Below are 23,979 nucleotides of genomic sequence, written 5' to 3'. Positions count from 1 at the left end.
TGTCAGTTCTGTCCACTGCCCATTTATCCACTGCCTTTCTATTCACTGCCTTCGGAGGTTCCGGTAATGCCGATGACTGTCCGGCGCCTGGCGGCCACCACCTCGCTCGGCCTCACGATCGTTGCCGGTCACGACGACGTGGATCTGTCGATCAGCTGGGCGCACGCAATCGAATTGCAGGATCCGACCCGTTGGCTCGCCGGTGGAGAGCTTGTCATGACGACGGGGCTGCATCTACCGCGTTCGGCGACAAAGCAATACGAGTACGTCGAGCGCATCGCGCAGACCGGTGCGGTGGCACTGGCGTTCGACACCGGCACCGTGCACGATAGGGTGCCGGACGCGATCATCAGGGCCGGCGACGAACTGGGTTTTGCCGTGCTTTCCGTCGCCAAGGAGACGCCGTTCATCGCCATTTCGCGGGCCGTGATCGACGAACTGACCGCCGACCAGATACGAACGGTGCAGGCGGTGGTCGACGCGCAGGAGAAGTTGGCGCGTGCCCTGCTCGACGGGGTGCCGGCTCTGATCACTGCCCTGGGTCGAGCCGTTCACGCAGCAGTCTGTGTTCTCGATCGGGACGGCGCGGTGCTGGCTCTGACGGAAGGTGCGAGTTCGTCTCTGCCCGAACGCATCAGGGAGCGATCAGGTAAGGAGCGCAGCCGGATCGTGGTGGACGACGACGGTCACCTGGCCATTCACCGCCTTGCTGTGAGCGGCACGCTGGCCGTGGCGTCCGAGGCCGCCTTGGATCAGTCCGAGCGATTGTTGGTGGGCCACACGGTGTCGCTGTTGACCATCGAGCTTGCCAAGCCGTTGCGGGTTGTCGATGCCGAACAGCGGCTGAGGTTGGCCGTTACGACGATGGTGCGCCAGGCCGGCGGTGACGTCGACGAAAGTCTGTTGCGGTACTTCGGATTCGAATCCGAAACCACGGTGGTGGCAACCGCCTTGACCGATGTCGGACCTTTGCTTGCGGCCACCGACATCACTTCAGCGGCCCTGGAAGAAGAGTCGGTGCCGTACCTGTTGGCCCCGCTGACTGACGGAACCGGTGTGTGGTTCGTCGTGAAAAGTGAAGTTGCGGAGAAGGTCACACGCAGTGTGTATGCGAGAGTACGGGAGAATTCACGCCGGAGTATCAACGGTGGAATCGGTGGGGTCCGGCCGATGAGCGGTGTTGCGGCCAGTCTGCGCGAGGCCGTCTCTGCTGCCAAAGTGGGGCAGGTCGAAGGACACACGCTCGTTCCGTTCTCAGAACTCGGGACTTTCAGTCTCTTGTTGAGTGTGCAGTCGAGCGAAGTTCTGCAGTCGATCGCGGCCGGTGGTCTCGGTGTGCTGGAAGGCTACGACGCCGAGAACGGTTCCCGTCTGGTGGACTCGATCGAAGCGTTCCTGCACCACAATGGTCAATGGGAGTCCGCTGCAGCGCAATTGGGTGTTCACCGGCACACGCTGCGTAACCGCATGGACAAGGCTGCCGAGTTGATCGGCCGAGATCTCGATTCCGCCCACACCCGGTCCGAGTTGTGGATCGCACTCAAAGCTCGTGAACTGCTGCAGGCGGAATCGAATTCAGATCACGCTCGGCCGCCCCTGAGATAGACGGTGGTGGTGTGAGTGAAGAACTCTCGTGCCGCGTCGCCTTGTTCCTTGGGCCCGTATCCACTCCTCTTCGCACCGCCGAAAGGTACGTGGGGATCAGCGCCCGCCGATTCCGAATTGACGTGCAGGATCCCCACGTCCAGATCGTCGACACCGGCAAGTGCACTGGTCAGGTCTTGCGTGAACAATGCTGCGGACAAACCGAATTCGCCCTCGTTCGCCAAGCGGAATGCGTCTGCGGTTGTTGCTGCCCGCTGCACCGCCAGTACCGGGCCGAAGAGTTCCTCGAACCACAGTTCGGTGCTCGACGGTAGTTCCAGCACTGTCGGTTGGACGTAGTAGCCCGACTGCGGCGCTTCGGCGGTGGCCACAACCCTGGCGCCGCCGTCGACGGCTCGATTGATCCCCTCGATGATCGACTGCTGCGCGTATGCGCTGACCACGGGACCTGTCGTGACGTCGGGATCGAGTGGATCTCCGACTCTCAGTTGCTTGACTTCAACGGTCAGCCTGGCCAGGAATTCCTCGGCGATGGATTCATGGAGCACCAGACGTGAAGTGGCCGTGCATTTCTGGCCGCTTGACCGAAATGCGCCCAGCATCACCTGCTCGACCGCAAGCTCGAGATCTGCGTCGGCAAGTACGACGGCTGCGTTCTTTCCACCCATTTCCGCCTGTACCGGAATTCCGCGCGCCGCAGCAGATCCCGCGATCTTTCGGCCGACGCCGGTGGAACCGGTGAAGGTGACGGCGTCGAGGTCCGGGTGATCGACCAGCGCTTCACCGGCCGCGCTGTCGGCGAGGATCATGTTCAGGACTCCGTCGGGTAGGCCCGCTTCGGTCAGTGCCTGCGCGAGACGGAAGGCCAGAAGGGGCACCGCGGCAGCCGGTTTCCAGACGACGGTGTTTCCGTACACCAAGGCAGGCGCAATCTTCCATGCCGGGATCGCGATCGGGAAGTTGAACGGCGTGACGACGCCTACCACGCCGAGAGGTTTGCGAGTGACGAGAATCTGCTCGCTGCTACGTGGGGAGGAATACACCGTTCCGGTCTCGCGGTCGGCGGCGTTGCCGTAGTAACGCAGAATCTGCGCTGCGCGGCGCACCTCTCCGATACCCTCGGCCAGCGTTTTCCCTTCTTCGCGGGTGAGTTCTTCGCCCCAGGCCTCAGCGTTGGATTCGATGATTTCCGCTGCGCGAGTGAGGTATGCGCCGCGTGCGGACATCGGCAGGCGGGCCCAGTCATTCGCGGCGATGCGGGCGACGCGAACACCGGTCGCCATTTCGGAGGCACCGGCGCGGCCTCCGGTGGCGACAACCTCGTCGGGACGGGCCGGGTTGGTGTCCGTCAGTGTGCCGTCGCTGCCCGTGACCCAAGCTCCGCCGATCAAGCTGCGCACTGCGACGCTCATCGGACTGCGGCCACAGCGTCGCGAAGAATACCGAGTCCTTCGGTCAGCAACTCGTCGGAGATGCTCAGCGGTGGGAGGAAACGGACGACGTTTCCATAGGTGCCGGCGGTGAGCATAAGGAGACCGTGCGTGTGGGCGTAGCTGACGATCTGGGCGACGGCCTCGCGATTCGGAGCCTTGTCCTCGTCGTGGACGAGTTCGATTGCAATCATGGCGCCGCGTCCACGAATGTCGCCGATTATGTCTGTGTCCGAAGCGATTTCGGACAAACCTGTGGTCAGAATGTCGCCGATGTCCTTGGCGCGGTCGAGGAGCCCTTCCATCTCGATCGTCTCGAAAACTGCCAGGGCGGCCTCGCAGGCAACGGGATTGCCGCTGTACGTACCGCCGATACCACCGGGATGCGCGGCGTCCATGACGTCGGCACGGCCGGTCACGGCGGCGAGTGGCATTCCGCCGGCGAGACCTTTTGCGGTTGTGATGATGTCGGGGACGAAGTCCTCACTCTCGCTGGCGAACCAGGCTCCGGTTCGTGCGATACCGGTCTGGACCTCGTCCGCGACGACGAGAATGCCGCGCTCACGGCAGAATTCCGAGATTCGCTTCAGGAATCCCGGAGCGGGAACGATGAAACCGCCCTCACCCTGAATCGGTTCCACGACCACAGCGGCTACCGATTCGGCGCCGATCTGAGTGTCGATCGCAAGACGGAACTGGGCGAATGCTTCGTCGGCCGCGTTTTCGGGGCCGCTCGGCCAACGGTAGGGGTATGCCATCGGAACCCGGTAGACCTCTGGTGCGAACGGGCCGAATGTGGCCTTGTACGGCTGGTTCTTGGCTGTCATCGTCATGGTCATCAACGTGCGACCGTGGAATGCGTGGTCGAAGACGACAACTGCCGGGCGACCGGTGGCGGCACGTGCGTATTTCACGGCGTTCTCGAGCGCTTCGCTGCCGGTGTTGAACAGCGCTGTTCGCTTCTCGTGATCTCCCGGGGTCAGGCGGTTGAGCGCTTCGCAGACCTCGAGGTACCCCTCGTAGGGGTTTGCGAGGAAACACGTATGGGTGAACTGACCGAGCTGGCGCGTGGTGCGTTCGACCACGCGCGGCGCACTGTTTCCGACGGTGGTCACGGCGATGCCGCTGCCGAAGTCGATGAACGAGTTGTCGTCGACGTCGACGACAACTCCTCCGCCCGCTGCGGCAACGTAAATGCTGGATCCGCTGGTCAGCCCGGCCGGTAGTGCGGCGCTCCGGCGCTTTGCCAAAGCGCGCGAGTTGGGGCCGGGCACTTCGGTGACGAGGCGTCGTATCTGGGGAAGGGTCGGTCCACCGATGCACGTTTCCGTGCCGTGCTCGAGAATGGTCATCGCAGTGCCTCCAGTCGTTTTCCGAACTGTAGGACGGCGATGAATGATCCGGACATGGCCGGATTGTCGAGTGGCTTCTATCTCATAGGACGCCGCGTCCAGCAGATTGTCCAGCAGGTTACTGTGCGAAACTGCCGAGGAATCGTTGCAACAGTGGGTTGTACACCTCAGGGGCTTCCCAGAACGCTGCATGCCCCACACCGGGAATCACGTGATACGTGCCCTCCCAGAGATTCGCGAAGGTCAACGACGCGACATACGACGTGTTCACGAACGGGTCCTCGGCGCCGTCGATCACCGCGAGAGGCACAGACGCCGTTGCAACCAGAGCCTTCTGATCCGATTCGCGGCCGGCGCCGAATGCGTCGAACATGATCTTGCGAGCGCGCCCGTCCGTGCGTATCGCGGCGTCGAGGGCAGCCTGCTCGAAGGGAACGGCGGTCATTCGTGCGTAGAGTTCGGCTTCTTGCGCGGTGATGACCTCGGTGCCGCCGATGGACAATCCGTCGCCGGCATTGAAGGCGTCGCCGAGCGTCTCGGGATTTGCCGGCGGCGTACCGGTGATGACGATTCCGGTGAGCCCGGGGAATTTCGCGATCAACTCGAGAGCGATGTGTCCGCCGAGCGACCAGCCGACGACAACGGCTCTTTCGACGCCGAGTTCGGTCAGAACATCGACGACGGCGTCGGCGTAACCGTTCTGCGTGTATGCGGCTTCGGGATCGCTGGCGTCCTCGGAGTCGCCGTGGCCGAGTAGGTCCAGAGTGATCATGCGGTAGTCGCCGGCCCAGTCGGCGTCGACCTGATGACGGAAGATGGAGCGGCTGGCCGAGTTCCCGTGGATGAAGACAACCGGAAAACCGTCGGTGGCACTGTCGTCGACTGCCATGACGCCATGCCGGGTTTCGATCTTGGTGGTTGTCATCGGAATCCTCATCGTTCGAAGTGCACGGTCAGCGGGTATCCACGCTACCGGGCATATGCGGCATAGAGTTCACCCGTGGACTTCGCATTGCGCTCGTGCAGTTGGCACGGTCACGAGACCTACGCTCCGGACGAACCGGAACTGCGGGATCGACTACATGTGGATACTGCGGTGGGTCAGGCGTGGCGGTGCCTACGTTGCGGCAACTTCGTCCCGGGAGCGCCCCGAGCATCGGGACCGGCGGACGCCGCCCCCGAGGTTCCGCGGGGGAGGCTGCTTCGCGACCGGTTGATCATGCGACTTCTCGCCACCGAGAGAATGTTCCGCGCTCTGGGTTTGGTTCTTCTGGCGATCGGTGTGTTCGAACTGAGATCGTCGAAGGGTCGCGCCGAGGACGCCTTCGAGAACGAATTGCCGTTGATCAGGCCACTTGCCCGTCAATTGGGCTGGAACATCGACGATTCCAAACTGGTCCATCACATCGAGCAGGCGTTTTCGTTGTCCGCTACGACGCTCACCTGGATCGCAGTCGGGCTGTTGGTCTACGCCGGCCTTCAAGTGATCGAGGCAGTCGGCCTGTGGATGGTCGAACGCTGGGGCGAGTACTTCGCGGTGGTGGCGACCAGCTTGTTCCTGCCCCTCGAAATCTACGAATTGACCGAGAAGATCACGTGGTTGAGGGCCGGGTTGCTGCTGGTGAACATCGCTGCCGTCGTATGGCTGATCTGGAGCAAGCGACTCTTCGGTGTCCGCGGCGGCGGCGCGTCGTATCACGCCGAACATTCGGAGGAGAGCTTGCTGACGGTGGAGAGGGCCGCGGTCAAGCAGGCTTCGTGAGACCAGCTTTCGACGCGGCAGCACCCGCCAGCGTTGCTGCACCGATCGTGATCATGGCGGCGAGGAGGATGGCTGCGGGTTCACCGTCGCCCATCACCCCCAATTGAGTGCCCACCGTAACTGCGGCAACCGGTACTCCCAGTTGCGCGGCGGACAGCACGCCGAGAGGGAGCGGGAGACCGAGGGCGCGTATCGCGGCGTGAACCACGAGAGTTGCTCCGCCCAAGACCAATCCGAGCCAGATGGCGGACGGATGGGTGACGAGGTCGCGCAGATTGATCGCCGCTCCCAACCAGACGAAGAAGAGGGGAGCGAAGAAGCCGTCGGTGATGGCGAAGAGCTGTTTGGCGAGGCGGCGGGGTTCACCGATCGCGGCAAGAACGAGCCCGAAGGCGAAGCCCGCGAGCATGATCGACACGTGAGTGCTCGACGCCAGCGCTGCCAGAGAAAAGAGGATCACCAGATTGATCCGGAGTTCGAGTGCAAACTTTCGTTTCTCCGAGAATTTGTGGAGCCTTCGCCAATGGCCGGACCGGTGGAAGGCTCGCAGTACGAAGAACAAGGCAACCGCACACGCCGCCACAGCCAGTGCGCCGACACCGGCACGAGGGGCATTGTCCGGATCGATCACCAAAGGCAGCGCGACAATGCAGACGGTGTCCGCGATCGCGACCTGGGCAGTCATCTGCAGAACCGAGGTTCCACCGAGCCCCAGCGAATCGACGATGGGGAGAATCAACGCCGCGGACGACGACGCGATCAGGACCGCGTACAGCGCGGCGTGACCGGTGCCGAATGCCGTCGCCGCACCGTAGCCGGCAACAACCGACAGGAGCCCGACGACAACCGAGCGAACGGCACCCTTGCCGATTGCCGCACGGACTGCCGGATCGCGGACCGGGACGTGCGAGCCGGCCACCATCATCGTGAGCGCGAACCCGATATCGGCCAGGAAGGTGAAAGTCCGGTCGGAAGAGTCCAGCAGCCCGAAACCGGTGACACCGAAGACGACGCCCGCGGCAAGTTCGCCGACCACCACGGGGACATGCCAACTGGCGCGAGCGCCGAGCAGCGGGCCGAGAATGCCGGCCAGCGCGACGAGGGCAAGGATGCCGAAGGTCATCGACGACCTACGACGTCACTGTCGAGGGAGCGATCTTTGCAGGGATGCCGGTGTTCTCGTCCACGTGGTAGCTCGCACAGACACGGTGGTAGCCGTCGGCGATCTGCGCCGGTACTCCGGCGCGGAAGTCTCCCTGCACCAGCAGGATCGGAGACAGCGCGATCCCCTTGCGGATCTTCTTCAGGTCCGCGGCAACGTGCGGGTTGTCGACAGGCAGCAGGGGTAGCCCGGCAGCCCGCAGGATGTCCTTGGCCTTCTTCGAGACCAGCGTCGCCGTCTTGAGGGCGTACACGAGAGCTTGGACCTGGACCGGCGTCGCGCCCAACTGGAGGTAATCGCGGGCTGCCGGGTAGTCGTGCTCGTCCGGCAGGTCCTTCCAGAGAACGGCAGGAGCCTTCTCGGCTACCTTCGGCTCTGCTGTCTTGGGAGCCTTCGGCTGGGCTGCCTTCGACGTTTTGATCTTGGCCATCTGTGCTGTGTCCTTCAGTGTCGGTCCGCGAGCGGAGCTGGTGCAGAAATCGTGCACCATCAGCGCCGCAGGCACCACATCGGAGCTGTTTGGCCCCCTAGACGGCGGGTAATCAGCAGACTGCGGGGGAACGAGCAGGAGGCGAAGCAATGAAGCGGATTCTCGCAGTGCTCGCAGCGCTGATCCTGGCGGTGTTCGCACTGACCGCGTGCAGTGACAACAACGATTCGTCGGACAACGATTCGGCCGATCACGACGGCATGGCGATGACCAGTATGCCGATGACCAGCATGCCGACCAGTATGTCGATGCCGAGCATGCCTCTGGGTATGTCGGCGCCGGGAGCGTCGTCGATGGGAATCGTGATCAGCGGCTTCGAGTACTCGACACCGGAGTCGGTGATGCCCGGTCAGGTACTGACCATTCAGAACAACGACACCGTCGAACACTCGGTCACGTCCGATACGGCAGGACTGTTCAGTGAGGACATCGAGGCCGGCGAGACGGAAACCATCACGGTGCCGAACGAGCCGGGAACGTACACGTTCCACTGCACCTATCATCCGAGCATGCACGGCACCTTGACGGTGAAGTAGAGGTCGGCTCGGTCTGGCGTGACTTTCGCGAGAAAAAGTTGGGGGCACGCGCCGGATTGACCTGGTGGAGAACAGATCCGGGTGTACGGTTTTCAGGTGCGCCGGAGAACAGCGATCAGTGTCGTCACGCTCGTGGTTTGCGCCCTCGGCTTTTCGCCGCCGGCGCTCGCGGATTCACCGAACGGCTCGTATTCGTCACAGCTGCTGTACTTCTCGGTCGATGTCGGGCCTGAACTCTCGACGCCGTGCACCGTCGTCGGTGAACTCTTTGTTCCCGATGGTGTCGACGCTGACAACCCAGCTCCCGCAATCCTGACCACCAACGGGTTCGGCGGTTCGTACAAGGACCAGATTCCTGCCCTGCAGAACTTCGCCGAGAACGGGTATGTCGGACTGACGTATTCGGGATTGGGTTTCGGCGGCACGAGTTGCAAGATCACACTCGACTCTCCCGCATACGACGGTATCGCCGCTTCCCAGTTGGTCAGCTTCCTCGGCGGCCAAGAAGGGATTGCCTTCACGGATCAGGCTCTGACGCAGCCCTATCCGGCGCTCACCGCGGTGGTTCAGGACTCCGTCGATCACACCGGTGCACCGTCGACGAACGACCCGCGGGTCGGAATGACGGGTGGTTCCTACGGCGGCGGGATTCAATTCGCCGCCGCGAGTGTCGATCCCCGTATCGACACGATCATCCCCATGATCACCTGGAACGATCTCTCGTATTCCTTGGCGCCCAACAGCACGGGAATCATCTCCGGTGTGTCGACAGCGGAGCCGGGAGCCGCGAAGGTGCTCTTTGCATCGCTGCTCTTCGGCGCGGGCATCGCGAATCCCGGTGTGGACGGTTACATCGCAGATCCCGCACGGCTACCCGGCTGCCCGAACTACGTCCCTTACATGTGCAACGCGATCGCCGAGGCGGTGGTGACCGGCGACATCGGACCGCAAGTAGTGAGTGAGCTCCGAGCGTCGTCGGTCTCGTCGTTCGTCGACCGGATCAACATTCCGGTACTGCTTGCTCAGGGGCAACAGGACACCCTGTTCGATCTGAACGAGGCAACCGCGACTTACGACGCGCTGAAGGATCGTGGCGTCGATGCCAAGATGATCTGGCATTCGTGGGGGCACAGCCACTTGGCCGCTGCGCCGGGCGAGTTCAGCTTCTCCGCACCCGACGAGGATACCCAGTACGAGACCGGTCGCTTCATGGACTGGTTCGATCACTACCTCAAGGACGAGAACACCGAGACCGGCCCGGAATTCGCGTATTTCCGCAACTGGATCGACTACGAAGGAAACGCGGCACCGGCCTACGCGACGTCCGACACCGTCGATGTCGGGACCGCTCGCGCCTTCCATCTGTCCGCTGACGGGGGACTGCTACCGGACGGCACGCCGGTGATACCGGGTTCGAAGACGATCGTCACCGCACCGGCTGGGCTGCCGACGGGCGTAGAGCCACTCAATATCAATCCGGCCGGAAACATTCCGAATGCACAGATTCCGGGAACCGAGGCGCTCTGGACCACTGCGCCGATGACCGAGGCGATGGACGTGGTGGGAGCTCCCACTGTGACGCTGCGTGTTGCGGCGCCCGGACAGCCGGTGGTGTTCGCGAAACTCTACGACGTGGCTCCGGACGGAACTTCCTCGCTGATCAACGGACTCATCGCGCCCATACGCATCAGTGACCCGTCGCAGCCGGTGCCGGTGACGATGCCGGCGATAGTGCACCGATTCGAGCCAGGGCATTCCGTGCGTCTCGCGATCACCGGTGGCGACATCAGTTTCCGTGGGGGACTGCAAGGTATGCCGGTGACGATCTTTGCCGACGGTTCCGGCCCCCTCGAACTTCCCGTCGTGGGCTGATACACCGTGGGCTGATACACCGTGGGCTGAATTTCAGCGGGTGATGGTTCGACTGTCGCCGCGGAACTCGGCCACGACGGCGTCGCCATTGCGAACGGTCACGTCGTAGATCCCACTTCGGCCGCCTCGAGCCTTCTCGGTGGCGACCGCGGTCAAGGTGTCGCCCAGACGGGTCGGACGCAGAAATCTGATGTCCGCGCGCGCTGCAACGGCTGAATCCTCGTAGCCGTTGCAGGCGAGCGCAAACGCGGTGTCCGCGAGCAGGAAAACATAACCGCCGTGTGTGATTCCGTGACCGTTCACCATGGTTTCGCCCACGGTGACGGTCACGGTTGCGCTACCGGGCGCCAGCTCGGAAATCTCGATACCGAGTGCCTGCGATGCCTGGTCCGCGTCGAACATCTCTCTGGCGGTGATGCTTCCTGTACTCACGAGACAACTCCTGTGTGATCGGGAAATTGCAGGGGTCTAGAGGACCGAGACAACTTCCTGGACATACATGTCGACCGTGCCGGTGGCAAAGTTTGCGACATCTTTTCCAGCGGCGCCCATCTCCGGGGACTTCAGGCCGCTCTGCATAGTCTCGAGATCGGGAAACTCGAGGTTGGCGACGGCATAGAAGACTGGATCGGAGCCGTCCAGCGTCGAGCACTTGCTGAACGTGAAGTCCGAGAGCCCTGGCACTGCGCTGGCGAGCGGGACGTGGATCTCGTTGTAGTACTTGTCGAAAGCCTCCGGATCGGTGGGGCGTCCGTAACACACTGCTACTCGATAGGTCATGTGCTTTCAATTCCCTTCGGGGCGAGTCTTGGCTACCAGAGTCAGGACGTCGTATGTCGCGACCGGATCGTTGTCCTGGTTCGTCACCACGGCGTCCCAACGAACCTCACCGTAGTCGGCGCTGCTGCGAGGTGTGATGGTCTTGGCTGTGAGGGTGACCGTCAGGCTGTCCTCGGCTTTGACCGGAGTCAGGAACCTGAGGCTGTCCACGCCGAAGTTCGCGAGAACCGGGCCGGGAGCCGGGTCGACGAACAGGCCCGCAGCGAGTGAGACAACAAGATAGCCGTGCGCGACGATGCCGCCGAAGAGTGGATTCGCCGCAGCGGCCACCGGATCGGTGTGAGCGTAGAAGGTGTCACCGGTGAACTCTGCAAAATGATCGATGTCTGCGAGTGTGACCTGGCGCGGACCGCCGACAACAGTGTCACCGATCTTCAACTCGGCGAGACTCTTTCGGAATGGATGTTCGGATCCGGTCGTGCGCTGCGATCCGGTGAACCAGCGCTCGCCGACTGCGGTGAGGACGTCGGGTGTGCCCTGTACGGCGGTCCGCTGCATGTGGTGCAGAACTCCGCGGATGCCACCCAGCTCCTCACCGCCGCCGGCACGGCCGGGACCGCCGTGTACGAGGACTGGAAGGGGAGAGCCGTGGCCGGTGGATTCCTTGGCGTCGTCGCGGTTCAGCACGAGCACTCTGCCGTGAAAAGCTGCGAGACCCAGCACCAGTCGACGTGCGATGTCGCTGTCGGCAGTGACCACCGAGGCGACGAGGCTTCCCTCGCCACGGGCCGCGAGTTCGATCGCATGATCGATGCCGTCGTATCCGATGACGGTGCTGACGGGTCCGAAGGCCTCCAGTTCGTGTACCTCGTGCGCATTCTCTTCCGCCCGGAGAAGGACTGGGGAAAGGAAGGCTCCTGACTGGCCGTCGGCACCGACCACGTCGACGTTGTCCGGGTCTCCGAATACGATAGTTGCCGACTTCGTCAGACCGCGAATGGATTTCAAGACCTCGTCACGCTGTTCGATGCTGGCGAGAGCTCCCATAGTGACGCCATCAGCATCGGGGTGTCCCACGACCACTTTGTTCAGTCGCTCGGATGCGGCATCGACAACGGCGTCGACCAGCGAGAGCGGGACCAGGGCGCGCCGGATCGCCGTGCACTTCTGGCCCGCCTTGACCGTCATCTCGGTGACGAGTTGTTTGACGTACAAATCGAATTCGGGCGTTCCTGGTACGGCGTCCTCGCCGAGGATCGACGCGTTGAGTGAATCGGCTTCGGCATTGAAATGGACACCCTTGCCGACGACGTTCGGGTGAGCACGCAGCGTTGCTGCGGTGTCGGCGGATCCGGTGAATGCCACTGAGTCCTGCCCGCCGAGGTGATCGAGGAGGCCGCGTGCACTACCGGAGAGCAGTTGGACGGAACCCTCTGGGAGCAAGCCTGACTCGATGATGCGCCGGAAGACGAGTTCGGTGAGATATGCCGTGGAACTGGCAGGTTTGACGATGGACGGCACCCCCGCGATGAATGCCGGTGCCAGCTTCTCCAGGAACCCCCACACCGGGAAATTGAAGGCGTTGATCTGCACGGCGACGCCGCGACGTGATGTATAGATGTGTTGCCCGAGGAAGGTTCCGCCCTTGCCGAGAGGCTCGACGTTTCCGTCCAGAAAGACTGTGCTGTCGGGCAATTCGCGCCGAGCCTTGCTCGCGTAGCTCAGCAGGGTCCCGAATCCGCCGTCGATGTCCACCCCGGAATCTCGCGTCGTCGCGCCGGTGGCAGTGGAGAGTGTGTAGAACTCGGCTTTTCCTGCCATCAACGTGAGGGCAAGAGCCTTGAGCGCACCGGCACGTTCGTGGAAGGTCATCGCGGACAGTGCAGGCCCGCCGACCTCGCGTGCGTACGTAACCATCTCGGCGAGGTCGATGCCGGTTGCGGAGATCCGGGCCACCTCCGATCCGTCCACTGCGCTCGGCAACGGGGTACCTGCGTCCGGTGCGGCGTACCACTGACCGGCCACATAGCTTTCCAACAGTCTGCTCACGACAACTCCATCTCACCGTACGTTCGGTCGGTAATTACGATCGCCCGGTAACGCCGCGTTGTCAAGGATTCGGCAGAACTGCCTGGAGTCAGGCCTTGCGAAGTCCGTCGAAAGTGACGGCGACGACCGCGTCGGCGATGTCGGAGACGGACTCACCCGCTCGGGGTTTGTACCACTCGATCAGTGAGTTGACGGTGCCGAACATCAGCTTGCTGGCGAGGGCTGGTTCGATGTCCGGGCGCAAGTCTCCCTCCGCTGCGGCGGACGCGACGAGACCTCCGACGAAGTTGTCGAATTCGCGCCGACGAGCTAGCGCGGCGCGCTCGACCGTCGTGTTGCCGCGGACGCGCAGGAGCAGGGTGACGTATGGAAGCTCTGCGACCAGCACCTCTACGCTGCGCCGGACCAGGTATTCGAGCCGGTCGATGTACGGACCGGTGGTGGCGCCCTCTTCGGTCGTGACCGCAAACAGGGCGTTGAGTGCACGCGAAAGGGCGAGTTCGAGAAGTTCTGACTTTCCGGACACATGGTGGTAGATCGAGGACTTCGTGATGCCGAGTTTCTTGGCGAGCACCTCCATGCTGGCGCCGTCGTAGCCCTTGTCGTTGAACACCTTCACGGCCACGGCCAGGAGCGAATCGAGGTCGTAGCCGGGACGTCCGGGGAGGCCGGTGCGTCGAGTGGGGCGTGCCGTAGTCATGTCCCCATCTTCTCAGTTCGGGCAAAGCTGTGCACCATCCTCGTTCTCACCCTTGCCAAACGACCGAATGTTCGGTTACTAATGGAGAAGAGCGAGAAGGAGCGAATGTGAACACCCTGCACGTGGACGAGCGCGAGGATCGCGTCGTGGTCACCCTCGACAGGCCCGCGCAACGCAATGCGATCAACGCGGAAATGATCGACGAACTGCATCAGGTTTGTGGACGCCTCGAACGGGATCCGAAGCTGCTCCTGCTTGCGGGGCGCGGCGACCACTTCGCAGGCGGCGCTGACATCGCGGAGCTCCGAGAGCGCGGACGAGAGGAAGCGTTCGCGGGTATCAACCGCACTCTGTTCGACCGAATCGGAAAGCTCCCGCTTCCCACCGTGGCCGCCGTGAGCGGCTACGCGCTCGGCGGTGGGGCAGAGTTGACCTACGCCTGCGACATTCGCATCGCGACAACGACGGCGGTCTTCGGGAATCCGGAGCCCAATCTCGGCATAATGGCAGCCGCCGGCGCCAGCTATCGACTGCCGAAGCTCGTCGGCGTCTCGATCGCGAAGCAGGTGCTCCTCGGTGCCAGGAACCTCGACGCCGAGCAGGCGCTACGAGCGGGCCTGGTTGTCGAGGTAACCGAACCGAACTGCCACGTCGACGCAGCGCATCGGCTGCTCGACCGCATTTCCCGACTGTCCCCGCTGGCACTGCGATTGACCAAGATCATCGTCGATGCGCCGGGATCGCATCCGTTTGCCGACGACATCGCCCAGGCCGTCCTGTTCGAGAGTTCGGACAAGCGCGATCGCATGACGGCCTTCCTGGAGAAGAAATCATGACTGAAGCAGTTGCACCGAAGACCGTCGGAGTCATCGGCGGTGGACGCATGGGTGCGGGTATCGCCCAGGTGTTCGCCAGTCTCGGCGGGGCGGTCACCATCGCGGAGAGTGGCGACACCGCGGCCGCGTTGCAGCGTGTTTCCGCCGGCCTCGACAGAGCTCACGAGCGAGGGAAACTCGACGACCAGGACCCCGCGACGGTGCTGGCGCGCGTGAGCACCGTGGACGCAGTGACCTCGTTGCCACCGTCGCTCGACCTGATCGTCGAGGCGGTCCCGGAAATTGCGGCCCTCAAGGTCGAGGTGCTCGCCGCTGCGGAAACCGTTGCCGGAGAAAGCACCGTGATCGCCAGCAACACCAGTTCCATGTCGATCGCCGAACTCGGCGCAGCGCTGACGGATCCGGGCCGGTTCATCGGTATGCACTTCTTCAATCCAGTCCCGGCGTCGCTGTTGGTCGAGATCGTCCGGGCGCCTCAGACCCGCCCCGAGGTTGTCGACTCGGTACGAGCATGGGTGTCGATGCTCGGCAAAGCCGAGGTGCTCGTCAACGACTCACCTGGTTTTGCAACCAGCCGACTTGGTGTCGGTCTCGGGCTCGAAGCCATCCGCATGCTCGAAGAGGGTGTGGCGGACGCGGAATCGATCGACCGAGCAATGGAATTGGGGTATCGGCATCCGATGGGCCCGCTGCGTTCGACAGATCTGGTCGGGTTGGATGTGCGCCTGGCGATCGCCGAACACCTCGCGAGCACGCTCGGTGATCGATTTGCACCTCCAGCACTGCTGCGAGAGAAGGTGGCTCGCGGCGAGTTGGGGCGCAAGACGGGACAGGGTTTTCACACATGGAGCTGAACCGAACTGCCTGCGAAAGGAACATCGATGACTGACGTGATTCGCTTGGAGATCGAGCGAGGTTTGGCGACAATCACTCTCGACCGACCCAAGGCCGCCAATGCCGTCAACGGCGAAATGAAGTCTCAGCTGCTCGAAGCGTTGCTGCAGGTTCACGCGGACGCAGAGGTTCGAGCGGTGTTGATTCTCGCCGAAGGCAAGAACTTCTGCGTCGGTCAGGATCTGGGCGAGCACGCCGCAGCGTTGGATGCTGATCCGGCGCACGCGATGGATACCGTCGAGGCGCACTACAACCCCATCGTCACGGCGCTGTCGACGCTCTCTGTCCCGGTGGTGGTGGGTATCGGCGGAGCCTGCGTCGGGGCCGGGTTGGGAATCGCGTTGGCCGGAGACATCCGTGTCGTGGGGGCTCGCGCGAGCTTTGCGACGGCATTCACCGGCATCGGTCTGGCCAGTGACTCCGGGCTCAGTCATGCGCTCGTGCACGCGCTCGGACCTAGCCGCGCCAGTGGCCTGATGTTGCTCGGCGACAAGTTCGACGCGCAGAGCGCGCTGGAGTGGGGCTTGGTTCATCGCGTGGTGGCCGACGAGGACGTCGCAGCTGAGGCTCGGGTACTCGCGCGTCGGCTTGCCGACGGACCCACCGCGGCCTTCGCCCACGTGAAATCGCTGATCCGTGCCGTTGCTCCTGGGCTTTCCCAGACGCTGGCGGCCGAGGCGAACGCACAGGTGGAGCTGGGTTCCACGGCAGATCATCGAGGCGCAGTCACGGCTTTCCTGTCGAAGCAGAAGCCGGTTTTCGAGGGCCGCTGATTTCTGGTGCGGCGAAAGATTCTCTTGTGTGCTGGGACACCTCGGTGCATACTAGTTACCAACCGATCATTCGGTAATAAAAGGTAGGTACGATGACCAACGTGGAAGCTCCACAAGACCTGCAGAACCTGTTCGACGAGACGATCGCGGCAGACCAGCGCATCGAGCCTCGCGACTGGATGCCGGACGGCTACCGCAAGACTCTGATCCGTCAGGTTGCCCAGCATGCGCACTCCGAAATCATCGGAATGCAGCCCGAGGGAAACTGGCTCACCCGTGCGCCTTCGTTGCGACGCAAGGCGATCCTGATGGCGAAGGTCCAGGACGAAGCCGGGCACGGTCTGTATCTCTACTCCGCGGCCGAGACGCTCGGTGCCGATCGTGGCGATCTGACCACCAAACTGATCGAGGGAAAGCAGAAGTACTCCTCGATCTTCAACTATCCGACGCTGACATACGCCGACGTGGGTGTGATCGGCTGGCTGGTCGACGGAGCTGCCATCTGCAATCAGGTTCCGCTGTGCCGCAGCTCCTTCGGGCCGTATGCGCGCGCGATGATCCGTGTGTGCAAGGAGGAATCGTTCCATCAGCGGCAAGGCTTCGAGCTGTTGGCGACGATGATGCGCGGCACGGAAGCTCAACGGGCAATGGTGCAGGAAGCCGTCGACCGATGGTGGTGGCCCGCTCTGATGATGTTCGGACCGCCGGACGACGAATCGCCGAACACCGAGCAGTCGATGAAGTGGCGCATCAAGCGGCACACGAACGACGAACTGCGGCAACGATTCGTGGACATGTCGATACCGCAGGCCGAGATACTCGGTGTGACCTTCCCTGATCCCGACCTGCGCTGGAACCCCGAGCGTGGCGCACACGATTTCGGCGAGCCGGACTGGAGCGAATTCATGGACGTGGTCCGCGGCAACGGAGCGGCGAGCGTCGAGCGGATCACCAATCGGAAAGCCGCACACGACAACGGGGCCTGGGTTCGCGACGCCGCGTACGCCTTTGCACAGCGCGAGAGACTCGCGCACGATCGCACGACTGGGGAAACATCATGAGCGAGAACGATCAGGTACAGGGCGATCAGGTGCGGGGCGAATGGCCTTTGTACGAGGTATTTCTGAGGGGAAAGCGCGGACTGAACCACGTGCACGTCGGATCCCTGCGCGCGGCAGACGACCAGATGGCGTTACGCCACGCGCGCGACGTCTACACCAGACGTAACGAAGGCGTGAGTATCTGGGTCGTGCCATCCGCGAAAATCGTGGCTTCGAGTCCGGCAGAAAAGGATCCGTTCTTCGCGCCGAGCGGCGACAAGGTCTACCGGCACCCGACTTTCTACGACATCCCGGACTCCGTTCCGCACATGTGAGAATCACTTCGACTTCGAGGACCAACAGATGAACGATCACGACAGTGCCTACGACGGCCTGGTCGACGGTGACGGCCACGGTCAGTGGGCGTTCGGAACGAGCTTCGACGACCCCCTCGCCGGCGTCGACACCACGGTGCCAGGCGATGTCGATCTCGGTGCGCTGGCGCGCTACTGCCTCATGCTCGGCGACGACGCGCTCGTCAGTTCGCAGCGACTCGCCGAATGGTCGACGCGGGCACCGGAACTCGAAGAAGAGGTAGCTCTCGCCAACGTCGGCCTGGACTTGATCGGGCAGGCCAGGCTGCTGCTGGCTCGCGCGGCAGCAGCCGATTCCACTGTGGTTCCGTTCATCTCCGATACGTCACCGGTGCCGGCTGAAGATGCGCTTGCCTTCTTTCGTGATCAGTTCGGTTTCCGCAACGTGAGACTGGTGGAACTCGCCAACGGCGACTTCGCGCACACGGTCGTTCGGCTACTCGTGTTCTCGACCTGGCGGCTGGCGCTGTTCGATCGGCTGCGCATGTCGCGCGATCCGGTTCTCGCAGCTGTGGCGAACAAGGGCGTCAAGGAACTGACCTATCACCGCGACTACGCGGCAAGATGGGTCGTCACCTTGGGCGCCGGCACGGCAGAATCCAAGCGTCGGACGGCCGACGCCTTGCTCGAGATCTTCCCGTTCGTGGACGAACTCTTTGTTCCCACTCAGGACGAACTCGTCTTGGCAGAAGTTGGCGTCGGAGTGGACCCGCGTACTGTTCGGCCGGAGTTCGACGCTGTTCTTGCCCAGGTCCTCCATGCAGCCGAAATGGAAGAGCCCCCTTCGCGTTTCTCCGGTTTCGTCGGCGGCCGCGGCGGGCGTGCCGGACTGCACACCGGGGCACTGGGGCTACTTCTCGCCGAAATGCAGAGCGTCGCTCGGGAGCATCCGGAAGGGGTGTGGTGACCGTGACTGCCGCTACCGTCTGTTCCGCGCAGGAGATCGTCGCCTCGGTGATGGATCCGGAGATGCCACTGTTGACCTTGGCCGATCTCGGCGTCATCCGATCGGTCGACGTCGAAGCGAACTTGGTCTGTGTGACAATCACTCCCACCTATTCCGGGTGTCCGGCGATGGCGACGATGCGAGACGACATCGAGCACAAGCTGACCGACGCGGGGTACGGCAGCGTCCAGATCAAGACTCAACTGTCGCCGCCTTGGAGTTCGGATTGGATCAGCGAAGAGGGGCTCGCGAAACTTCGGACGGCCGGGTACTCGGTGCCGGGGGCCGCGCCGCGTCGCACCTCCGGCCCGATCGCCTTGACCTTGACGGCCAAGCCGCGCGACATCCTGTGCCCCCAGTGCGGTTCGGCAAACACCAGACTGAGTTCGGAATTCGGTGCGACCCTGTGCAAGGCGCTCTATCGCTGCCTCGACTGCCTCGAGCCGTTCGATCACGTGAAGGAGATCTGAACAGATGAGTACCGCAACGACGAACCGGAACAAACCATTTCACCCGTTGACGGTCGCCGGTGTCGAATCACTGTGCGACGACGCAGTTGCCGTCACCTTCGACGTGCCTGCCGATATCGCCGATCAATTCGACTTCGGCGCCGGGCAGTCACTGACACTGCGGCGGATGATCGACGGCGTCGAACACCGTCGCTCCTACTCGATCTGTGCACCGGTAGGGGCGTCTCCACGGGTGGGGGTTCGCGAAGTAGCAGACGGACTCTTCTCCTCCTGGTTGGTGCGAGACGTCAAGGCCGGGGATCGAATCGACGTCCAGGGCCCATCTGGCAATTTTGTCGCCGATCCGGCATTGGGTGGACGGCACGTTCTGATCGCGGCGGGCTCCGGAATCACGCCCATGTTGTCCATCGCTGCAACACTGCTGGTGAACCCCGAGGCCGATGTCACCCTGCTGTACGGGAACAGGCGCACCCGTTCGGTCATGTTTGCCGAAGAAATCGCCGACCTGAAGGACCGGTACGGTGCACGCCTGGACGTTATTCATGTTCTCTCTCGCGAGCCGCGCGAGGTCGAGTTGTTCTCGGGCCGTCTCGACGCCGACCGGTTGCGCGAGATCTTCATCTCTCTCGTTCCGTGCGACCAGGTCGACGGCTTCTGGTTGTGTGGTCCGTTCGGGATGGTCAACGACGCCCAGGAAGTACTGGCCGGCTTGGGAATTGCCAAGGATCGCATCCATCACGAGCTGTTCTACGTCGACGACGTCGCTCCGCCGGTTGCAGTGCATCGTGAGCCCGGAATTGTGGGACCAGGCAGCGAGGTCACCATCACGCTCGACGGTCGATCGACCACCGCGACACTTCCGCGAGACCAGTCGATTCTCGATGCAGCGGAACAGTACCGATCGGATCTGCCCTTCGCGTGCAAGGGCGGGGTCTGTGGAACGTGTCGCGCCAAGGTCACCTGCGGTGACGTCGAGATGCGCAGGAACTACGCACTCGAAGACTACGAAGTCGACGCGGGTTTCGTACTGACCTGCCAGACCTTCCCTGTCGGTGAACAGATAACAGTCGATTTCGACGCCTGACCGCCCGCACAGCGCCCTCACTGAGCCCACCGGAGACAATCATGACCGAACTCGTCACTGCTACATCGCAAGACATCGAATTTGCCAGTCGGGAACGCATTTCGACGCTCCAACTCGAGCGGATGCGATGGTCCCTGATGCACGCGTACACCAATGTTCCGCACTACCGCAAAGCTTTCGACGACGCCGGCGTCCACCCGAGCGACTTGAAGGATCTGAGCGATCTCGCGAAGTTCCCCTTCACCACCAAAGCGGATCTACGTGAGAACTATCCGTTCAAGATGTTTGCGGTGCCCCAGGACCGGGTCTCGCGAATTCACGCGTCCTCGGGGACCACCGGTCGCCCGACGGTGGTGGGGTACACGAGCAACGACCTGAACAACTGGGCCGATCTCATCGCGCGCAGTCTCTCGGCCGGCGGCGTGCGGTCTTCGGACAAGGTTCACGTGGCTTACGGGTACGGTCTGTTCACCGGTGGATTGGGAGCACACTACGGTGCGGAGCGCTTGGGCTGCACGGTCATTCCCATGTCCGGTGGCATGACCGAGCGGCAGATTCAACTGATCGAGGACTTCGAACCCGACGCCATCATGGTGACTCCGTCGTACATGTTGACCATCGTGGATGCGATGATCAAGAAAGGCATCGATCCCTCGAAGACCTCACTGAGGGTGGGAGTTTTCGGAGCGGAGCCGTGGACCGAACAGATGCGTACCGAGCTGGAACAGCAACTCGACATGCATGCGGTCGACATCTACGGACTCTCCGAGATCATGGGCCCGGGTGTGGCAATGGAATGTGTGGAAACCAAAGACGGGCTCCATATCTGGGAAGACCACTTCTACCCGGAGATCATCGATCCGGTCACGGGCGAAGTGCTGCCGGACGGTGAAGAAGGTGAGCTGGTTTTCACCTCTCTCACCAAGGAAGCGCTGCCCATCATTCGCTACCGAACCAGGGACCTGACCCGACTGTTGCCGGGTACGGCGCGCTCGATGCGTCGGATGCAGAAGGTCACCGGCCGGACCGACGACATGATCATCCTGCGTGGGGTCAATCTGTTCCCCACACAGATCGAAGAGCTGATCTTGACCGTCCCCGCCCTGGCACCCCAATTCCAGTGTGTGCTGGAGCGTCCGGATCGGATGGATACTCTGACAGTGCGCGTCGAGGCTCGCCCTGACGCGGCGATTTCCGATCATGCGGCAGCGTCTTCGGCGTTGCAGAAGCTGGTGAAGAACAAGATCGGTGTCACGGTCGAGGTGAGCGTTCTCGAACCCGGCGGTCTCGAACGCTCGATCGGCAAAGCGCGTCGTCTGATCGACCAACGTCCGAAGGACTGAAACTACTCCAGGGCCATGCGGGTGGCGAAGATTCCGAGAATGCCACCAGCTAGCCATTTCTGAGCCCGCATCCACACCGGACGCGCCATGAGGAAGGTCGACACGGCTGCCGCACAGCACACGATCAACGCGTTGACGGTGACTGCGACCAGGATCTGCACGCCGCCGAGTACGAGTGCCTGTTGCCAGACCGGACCCGCAGTGGGATCGACGAACTGGGGGATCAGGGCCGCGTACATCAGCGCAATCTTGGGATTGAGCAGATTGGTGGTCAACCCCATCCCGAACAGACGGCCGCTACCGTGGCGGTCGACCTCGCCCACCTCGAAAGCGGACTTCCCACCTGGTCGGAGTGTCGACCAGGCGAGATAGGCCAGGTACAGGGCACCACCGATTTTCACCGCGGTGAACACCGTTGGTACGGCGAAGAGAACCGCCGTCAGCCCTGCACACGTGGCGGCGAGGTAGACCAGGAAACCGGTTGCGACTCCGCCGAGCGAGATCAAACCCGCCCGGCGGCCCTGGCTGATGCTGCGGGACACCAGATAGATCATGTTGGGGCCCGGTGTCAGAACCATCGCCAGGGCGATCAGCGCGACTCCCGTCATCGACGCTGACGTGATCATGTCGGTCTCCCACTACTCGATGCGTATGTTTCGTCGAGTACACAAGGGTTTGCAGTCGCGCGCCAAGGTCCAGTTCGCAGGCAGTGGTCCGCTCAGGTGTTGGCCCAGCTGTCGGGCCCGAAGACCTCGTAGTGGATATTCTGTGCCGGGACGTCCCTTTCGAGCAACGATGCGCGCATCGCCAACATGAACGGCATCGGCCCGCAAAGGAAGGCTTGGGTATCGGGCTCCACTGCAATACCTTGCAAATCCGCCCGTCCTTCGTGAACCGATCCGAACGCAACGTGCGTGCCGAGATCCTCGTACCAACGGTGCAGGGTTGCGGCGGGGATCTGGTCGACGAGTGTGCTGAGTTCTGCGCGGTGCGCGTGATCCGCAATGGATCGATCCGCATGGATGACAGATACCGAACGGTCAGCGCCGGTGTCCACGAGATGATTGAGCATCCCGATCATCGGTGTGCAACCGATTCCGGCCGACGCGAGCAGGAGCGGTGAGTTGTCGTCCGGCATGGTGAGATCGCCGAAAGGTGTGGTGACGGAGAGTTCTTGACCTTCGAATACGTTGTTGTAGAGGAAGTTCGACACTTCGCCATCGGGAGTTCCGGAGATTCGCTTGACGCTGATCCGCCAGTCTGCGCTGCTCGGTATCGAACACAGGCTGTATTGACGGATCTGGCGGGCGCCGTCGGGCAGCGTAACCCCGACCGAAAGGTACTGTCCGGGAGCGAAGGTGGGGAGTGCGCTACCGTCGAGCGACGTGAGCGTCAGTGAGACGGTGTCGGCGGACTGAAGAACTCGTTCGCTGATCCTTACCGTGCGCCAGACGTCACCGGCGTCGACGCCGGCGAGTTGGTAGAGGCCTCGCTCCATCGTGATGAGGGTTTCCGCCATCAGCCAGTAGACTTCGTCCCAGGCTGCTGCGACGTCGGGAGTGACTGCATCGCCGAGTATTTCGACGATCGCGGCAAAGAGGTGTTCGTGCACGATTGCGTACTGGTCGGGAGTGATTCCCAGCGACGCATGCTTGTGCGCGATGCGTGAGAGTATGAGATCGACCTTGGCGCTGTCCGGCTCGAGCTGAAGCGTCGCGAATGCCGCGATGGCGCCGGCGAGAGCCTTCTGCTGTTCGCCCTGTTTCTGATTGCCGCGATTGAACAAATCACGTTCGAGTTCAGGATGTGCGTCGAACATCTTGCGGTAGAACAGGGTTGTGATATCGCCGATGGCGGCGCCGACCACGGGAAGGGTGGCGCGAATGACCTCGGTTGACTGTGGGGAAAGCATGAGCTGCTCCGTTCGGTCGAAAGTCGATTGATCAGCCTGCTTCGTCGCTCCGGGTGGTGAGGCGTAGCAGGACAGTTTTGGACGGCTGCCGGATGACGTCTTCGATCGTGACCGCGTCGAGTGAAACGAAAAACGCTTCCTGTGCTTCGCGCAACGCACTTCGAAGGAGGCAACCTCCGCGCAATGGGCACGGTTTGTCGCCTTCGCAGTCGACGACTTCACCCGGGCCTTCGAGGCGTCTGGCCAGCCAGCCGATGGTGGCGGTGCGGCCGAGTTCGGTGATGGAAAGCCCACCGCCGCGGCCGCGCCTGGTTGTCACGATGCCGAGCTCACCGAGCCGTGTAACCACCTTGGTGGCATGGGAATACGACACGTTGAGCTGCTGCGCAACATCCCGAGTGCTGGGGGAGGCATCCGCGTCGAGTACGGCCAACCGCATGACGACGCGCAATCCCAGATCGGTGAACTGCGTCAGTTGCATGATCTGAACCTACATAATTCGCATCTGAGATGACTATTTATGTGAGGGGGATCTCGAGGTGCCCCAACCAGGGCGAACGGTACGTTCG

The 23,979-nt window shown here is 62.7% G+C and carries 25 protein-coding genes; 13 read left to right on the top strand and 12 right to left on the bottom strand.

The features are described from left to right. Positions 1 to 72 precede the first annotated feature (72 nt). Entirely contained in the window at positions 73 to 1,605 is a 1,533-nt protein-coding gene (locus tag M0639_RS26995) for a PucR family transcriptional regulator (RefSeq protein WP_231915063.1), read from the top strand. Here the strand turns inward: M0639_RS26995 and M0639_RS26990 are convergent. From M0639_RS26990 to M0639_RS26980, 3 genes are all read right to left on the bottom strand, one after another. After that, a complete protein-coding gene (locus M0639_RS26990; protein WP_064075013.1) occupies positions 1,581 to 3,017 on the bottom strand; it encodes an aldehyde dehydrogenase family protein in 1,437 nt (478 codons plus the stop codon). The genes M0639_RS26995 and M0639_RS26990 overlap by 25 nt on opposite strands. Continuing rightward, complete coding sequence (gene gabT, locus M0639_RS26985; RefSeq protein WP_064075012.1) at positions 3,014 to 4,387, bottom strand: 4-aminobutyrate--2-oxoglutarate transaminase; 1,374 nt, start codon at positions 4,385 to 4,387, stop codon at positions 3,014 to 3,016. The genes M0639_RS26990 and gabT overlap by 4 nt, the downstream gene beginning before the upstream one ends. A 118-nt stretch (positions 4,388 to 4,505) precedes the next feature. Continuing rightward, positions 4,506 to 5,312: an alpha/beta fold hydrolase gene (locus M0639_RS26980; protein WP_064075011.1), complete on the bottom strand. Its 807-nt coding sequence runs from the start codon at positions 5,310 to 5,312 to the stop codon at positions 4,506 to 4,508. A gap of 75 nt (positions 5,313 to 5,387) precedes the next feature. Between M0639_RS26980 and M0639_RS26975 the strand changes: the two genes are divergently transcribed. Further along, positions 5,388 to 6,149: a DUF2127 domain-containing protein gene (locus M0639_RS26975; protein WP_064075010.1), complete on the top strand. Its 762-nt coding sequence runs from the start codon at positions 5,388 to 5,390 to the stop codon at positions 6,147 to 6,149. On the opposite strand, the gene M0639_RS26970 is transcribed toward M0639_RS26975, so the two are convergent. Then, positions 6,133 to 7,272: a cation:proton antiporter gene (locus tag M0639_RS26970; RefSeq protein ID WP_064075009.1), complete on the bottom strand. Its 1,140-nt coding sequence runs from the start codon at positions 7,270 to 7,272 to the stop codon at positions 6,133 to 6,135. The two genes, M0639_RS26975 and M0639_RS26970, sit on opposite strands and share 17 nt — an antisense overlap. A 7-nt stretch (positions 7,273 to 7,279) precedes the next feature. Then, positions 7,280 to 7,741, bottom strand: a complete 462-nt coding sequence (locus M0639_RS26965; RefSeq protein WP_231915062.1) for a hypothetical protein — start codon at positions 7,739 to 7,741, stop codon at positions 7,280 to 7,282. Positions 7,742 to 7,890: 149 nt separating this feature from the next. On the opposite strand from M0639_RS26965, the gene M0639_RS26960 reads away from it, so the two are divergent. Further along, entirely contained in the window at positions 7,891 to 8,337 is a 447-nt protein-coding gene (locus M0639_RS26960; protein WP_054800577.1) for a cupredoxin domain-containing protein, read from the top strand. 81 nt (positions 8,338 to 8,418) lie between these two features. Further along, complete coding sequence (locus tag M0639_RS26955) at positions 8,419 to 10,209, top strand: CocE/NonD family hydrolase (RefSeq protein WP_064075008.1); 1,791 nt, start codon at positions 8,419 to 8,421, stop codon at positions 10,207 to 10,209. A 33-nt stretch (positions 10,210 to 10,242) separates the two neighbouring features. Here the strand turns inward: M0639_RS26955 and paaI are convergent, their stop codons facing one another. The 4 genes from paaI to M0639_RS26935 form a co-directional block, all read right to left on the bottom strand. After that, on the bottom strand, positions 10,243 to 10,611 hold the full coding sequence (paaI, locus tag M0639_RS26950) for a hydroxyphenylacetyl-CoA thioesterase PaaI (protein WP_047269444.1): 369 nt from the start codon (positions 10,609 to 10,611) through the stop codon (positions 10,243 to 10,245). Between the two features lie 66 nt (positions 10,612 to 10,677). After that, a complete protein-coding gene (locus tag M0639_RS26945; protein WP_007730606.1) occupies positions 10,678 to 10,989 on the bottom strand; it encodes an EthD family reductase in 312 nt (103 codons plus the stop codon). Between the two features lie 6 nt (positions 10,990 to 10,995). After that, positions 10,996 to 13,038, bottom strand: a complete 2,043-nt coding sequence (gene paaZ / locus M0639_RS26940; protein WP_064075007.1) for a phenylacetic acid degradation bifunctional protein PaaZ — start codon at positions 13,036 to 13,038, stop codon at positions 10,996 to 10,998. Between the two features lie 88 nt (positions 13,039 to 13,126). Beyond that, the gene (locus tag M0639_RS26935; protein WP_007730612.1) at positions 13,127 to 13,738 is read right to left on the bottom strand and encodes a TetR/AcrR family transcriptional regulator; all 612 of its coding nucleotides are present in this window, start codon (positions 13,736 to 13,738) and stop codon (positions 13,127 to 13,129) included. 107 nt (positions 13,739 to 13,845) lie between these two features. Between M0639_RS26935 and M0639_RS26930 the strand changes: the two genes are divergently transcribed. The 9 genes from M0639_RS26930 to paaK all read left to right on the top strand — a co-directional run bounded on the left by M0639_RS26930 (position 13,846) and on the right by paaK (position 21,498). Further along, positions 13,846 to 14,574: an enoyl-CoA hydratase/isomerase family protein gene (locus M0639_RS26930; protein ID WP_007730615.1), complete on the top strand. Its 729-nt coding sequence runs from the start codon at positions 13,846 to 13,848 to the stop codon at positions 14,572 to 14,574. Continuing rightward, entirely contained in the window at positions 14,571 to 15,428 is an 858-nt protein-coding gene (locus M0639_RS26925) for a 3-hydroxyacyl-CoA dehydrogenase family protein (RefSeq protein WP_007730617.1), read from the top strand. The genes M0639_RS26930 and M0639_RS26925 overlap by 4 nt, the downstream gene beginning before the upstream one ends. A 27-nt stretch (positions 15,429 to 15,455) precedes the next feature. Continuing rightward, on the top strand, positions 15,456 to 16,241 hold the full coding sequence (locus M0639_RS26920) for an enoyl-CoA hydratase-related protein (RefSeq protein ID WP_029256503.1): 786 nt from the start codon (positions 15,456 to 15,458) through the stop codon (positions 16,239 to 16,241). Between the two features lie 92 nt (positions 16,242 to 16,333). Beyond that, complete coding sequence (gene paaA, locus M0639_RS26915; RefSeq protein WP_007730621.1) at positions 16,334 to 17,302, top strand: 1,2-phenylacetyl-CoA epoxidase subunit PaaA; 969 nt, start codon at positions 16,334 to 16,336, stop codon at positions 17,300 to 17,302. After that, the gene (gene paaB, locus M0639_RS26910; RefSeq protein ID WP_020909477.1) at positions 17,299 to 17,616 is read left to right on the top strand and encodes a 1,2-phenylacetyl-CoA epoxidase subunit PaaB; all 318 of its coding nucleotides are present in this window, start codon (positions 17,299 to 17,301) and stop codon (positions 17,614 to 17,616) included. Before paaA ends, paaB begins: the two co-directional genes overlap by 4 nt. A gap of 28 nt (positions 17,617 to 17,644) precedes the next feature. Continuing rightward, the gene (gene paaC / locus M0639_RS26905; RefSeq protein WP_007730623.1) at positions 17,645 to 18,562 is read left to right on the top strand and encodes a 1,2-phenylacetyl-CoA epoxidase subunit PaaC; all 918 of its coding nucleotides are present in this window, start codon (positions 17,645 to 17,647) and stop codon (positions 18,560 to 18,562) included. A gap of 50 nt (positions 18,563 to 18,612) precedes the next feature. After that, positions 18,613 to 19,071, top strand: a complete 459-nt coding sequence (gene paaD / locus M0639_RS26900) for a 1,2-phenylacetyl-CoA epoxidase subunit PaaD (protein ID WP_047269445.1) — start codon at positions 18,613 to 18,615, stop codon at positions 19,069 to 19,071. A gap of 4 nt (positions 19,072 to 19,075) precedes the next feature. Then, entirely contained in the window at positions 19,076 to 20,155 is a 1,080-nt protein-coding gene (gene paaE, locus M0639_RS26895) for a 1,2-phenylacetyl-CoA epoxidase subunit PaaE (RefSeq protein WP_064075006.1), read from the top strand. A gap of 41 nt (positions 20,156 to 20,196) precedes the next feature. Further along, positions 20,197 to 21,498 (top strand): phenylacetate--CoA ligase PaaK, encoded by a 1,302-nt coding sequence (gene paaK, locus M0639_RS26890; protein WP_064075005.1) that lies wholly within the window; start codon positions 20,197 to 20,199, stop codon positions 21,496 to 21,498. A 2-nt stretch (positions 21,499 to 21,500) separates the two neighbouring features. Here paaK and M0639_RS26885 read toward each other — a convergent pair whose 3' ends face one another. The 3 genes from M0639_RS26885 to M0639_RS26875 all read right to left on the bottom strand — a co-directional run bounded on the left by M0639_RS26885 (position 21,501) and on the right by M0639_RS26875 (position 23,891). Further along, positions 21,501 to 22,124, bottom strand: coding sequence for a LysE family translocator (locus M0639_RS26885; protein WP_042446415.1), 624 nt, complete (start codon positions 22,122 to 22,124; stop codon positions 21,501 to 21,503). Between the two features lie 92 nt (positions 22,125 to 22,216). Then, complete coding sequence (locus tag M0639_RS26880; protein WP_064075004.1) at positions 22,217 to 23,410, bottom strand: globin domain-containing protein; 1,194 nt, start codon at positions 23,408 to 23,410, stop codon at positions 22,217 to 22,219. Between the two features lie 31 nt (positions 23,411 to 23,441). Next, on the bottom strand, positions 23,442 to 23,891 hold the full coding sequence (locus M0639_RS26875) for an RrF2 family transcriptional regulator (RefSeq protein WP_003943059.1): 450 nt from the start codon (positions 23,889 to 23,891) through the stop codon (positions 23,442 to 23,444). Positions 23,892 to 23,979 lie beyond the last annotated feature (88 nt).

The sequence above is a fragment of the Rhodococcus qingshengii JCM 15477 genome (genome assembly GCF_023221595.1).
GTDB lineage: Bacteria > Actinomycetota > Actinomycetes > Mycobacteriales > Mycobacteriaceae > Rhodococcus_F > Rhodococcus_F qingshengii.
Note: the sequence above shows the minus strand (reverse complement) of the source record. Positions and strands in the feature narration are given on the sequence as shown.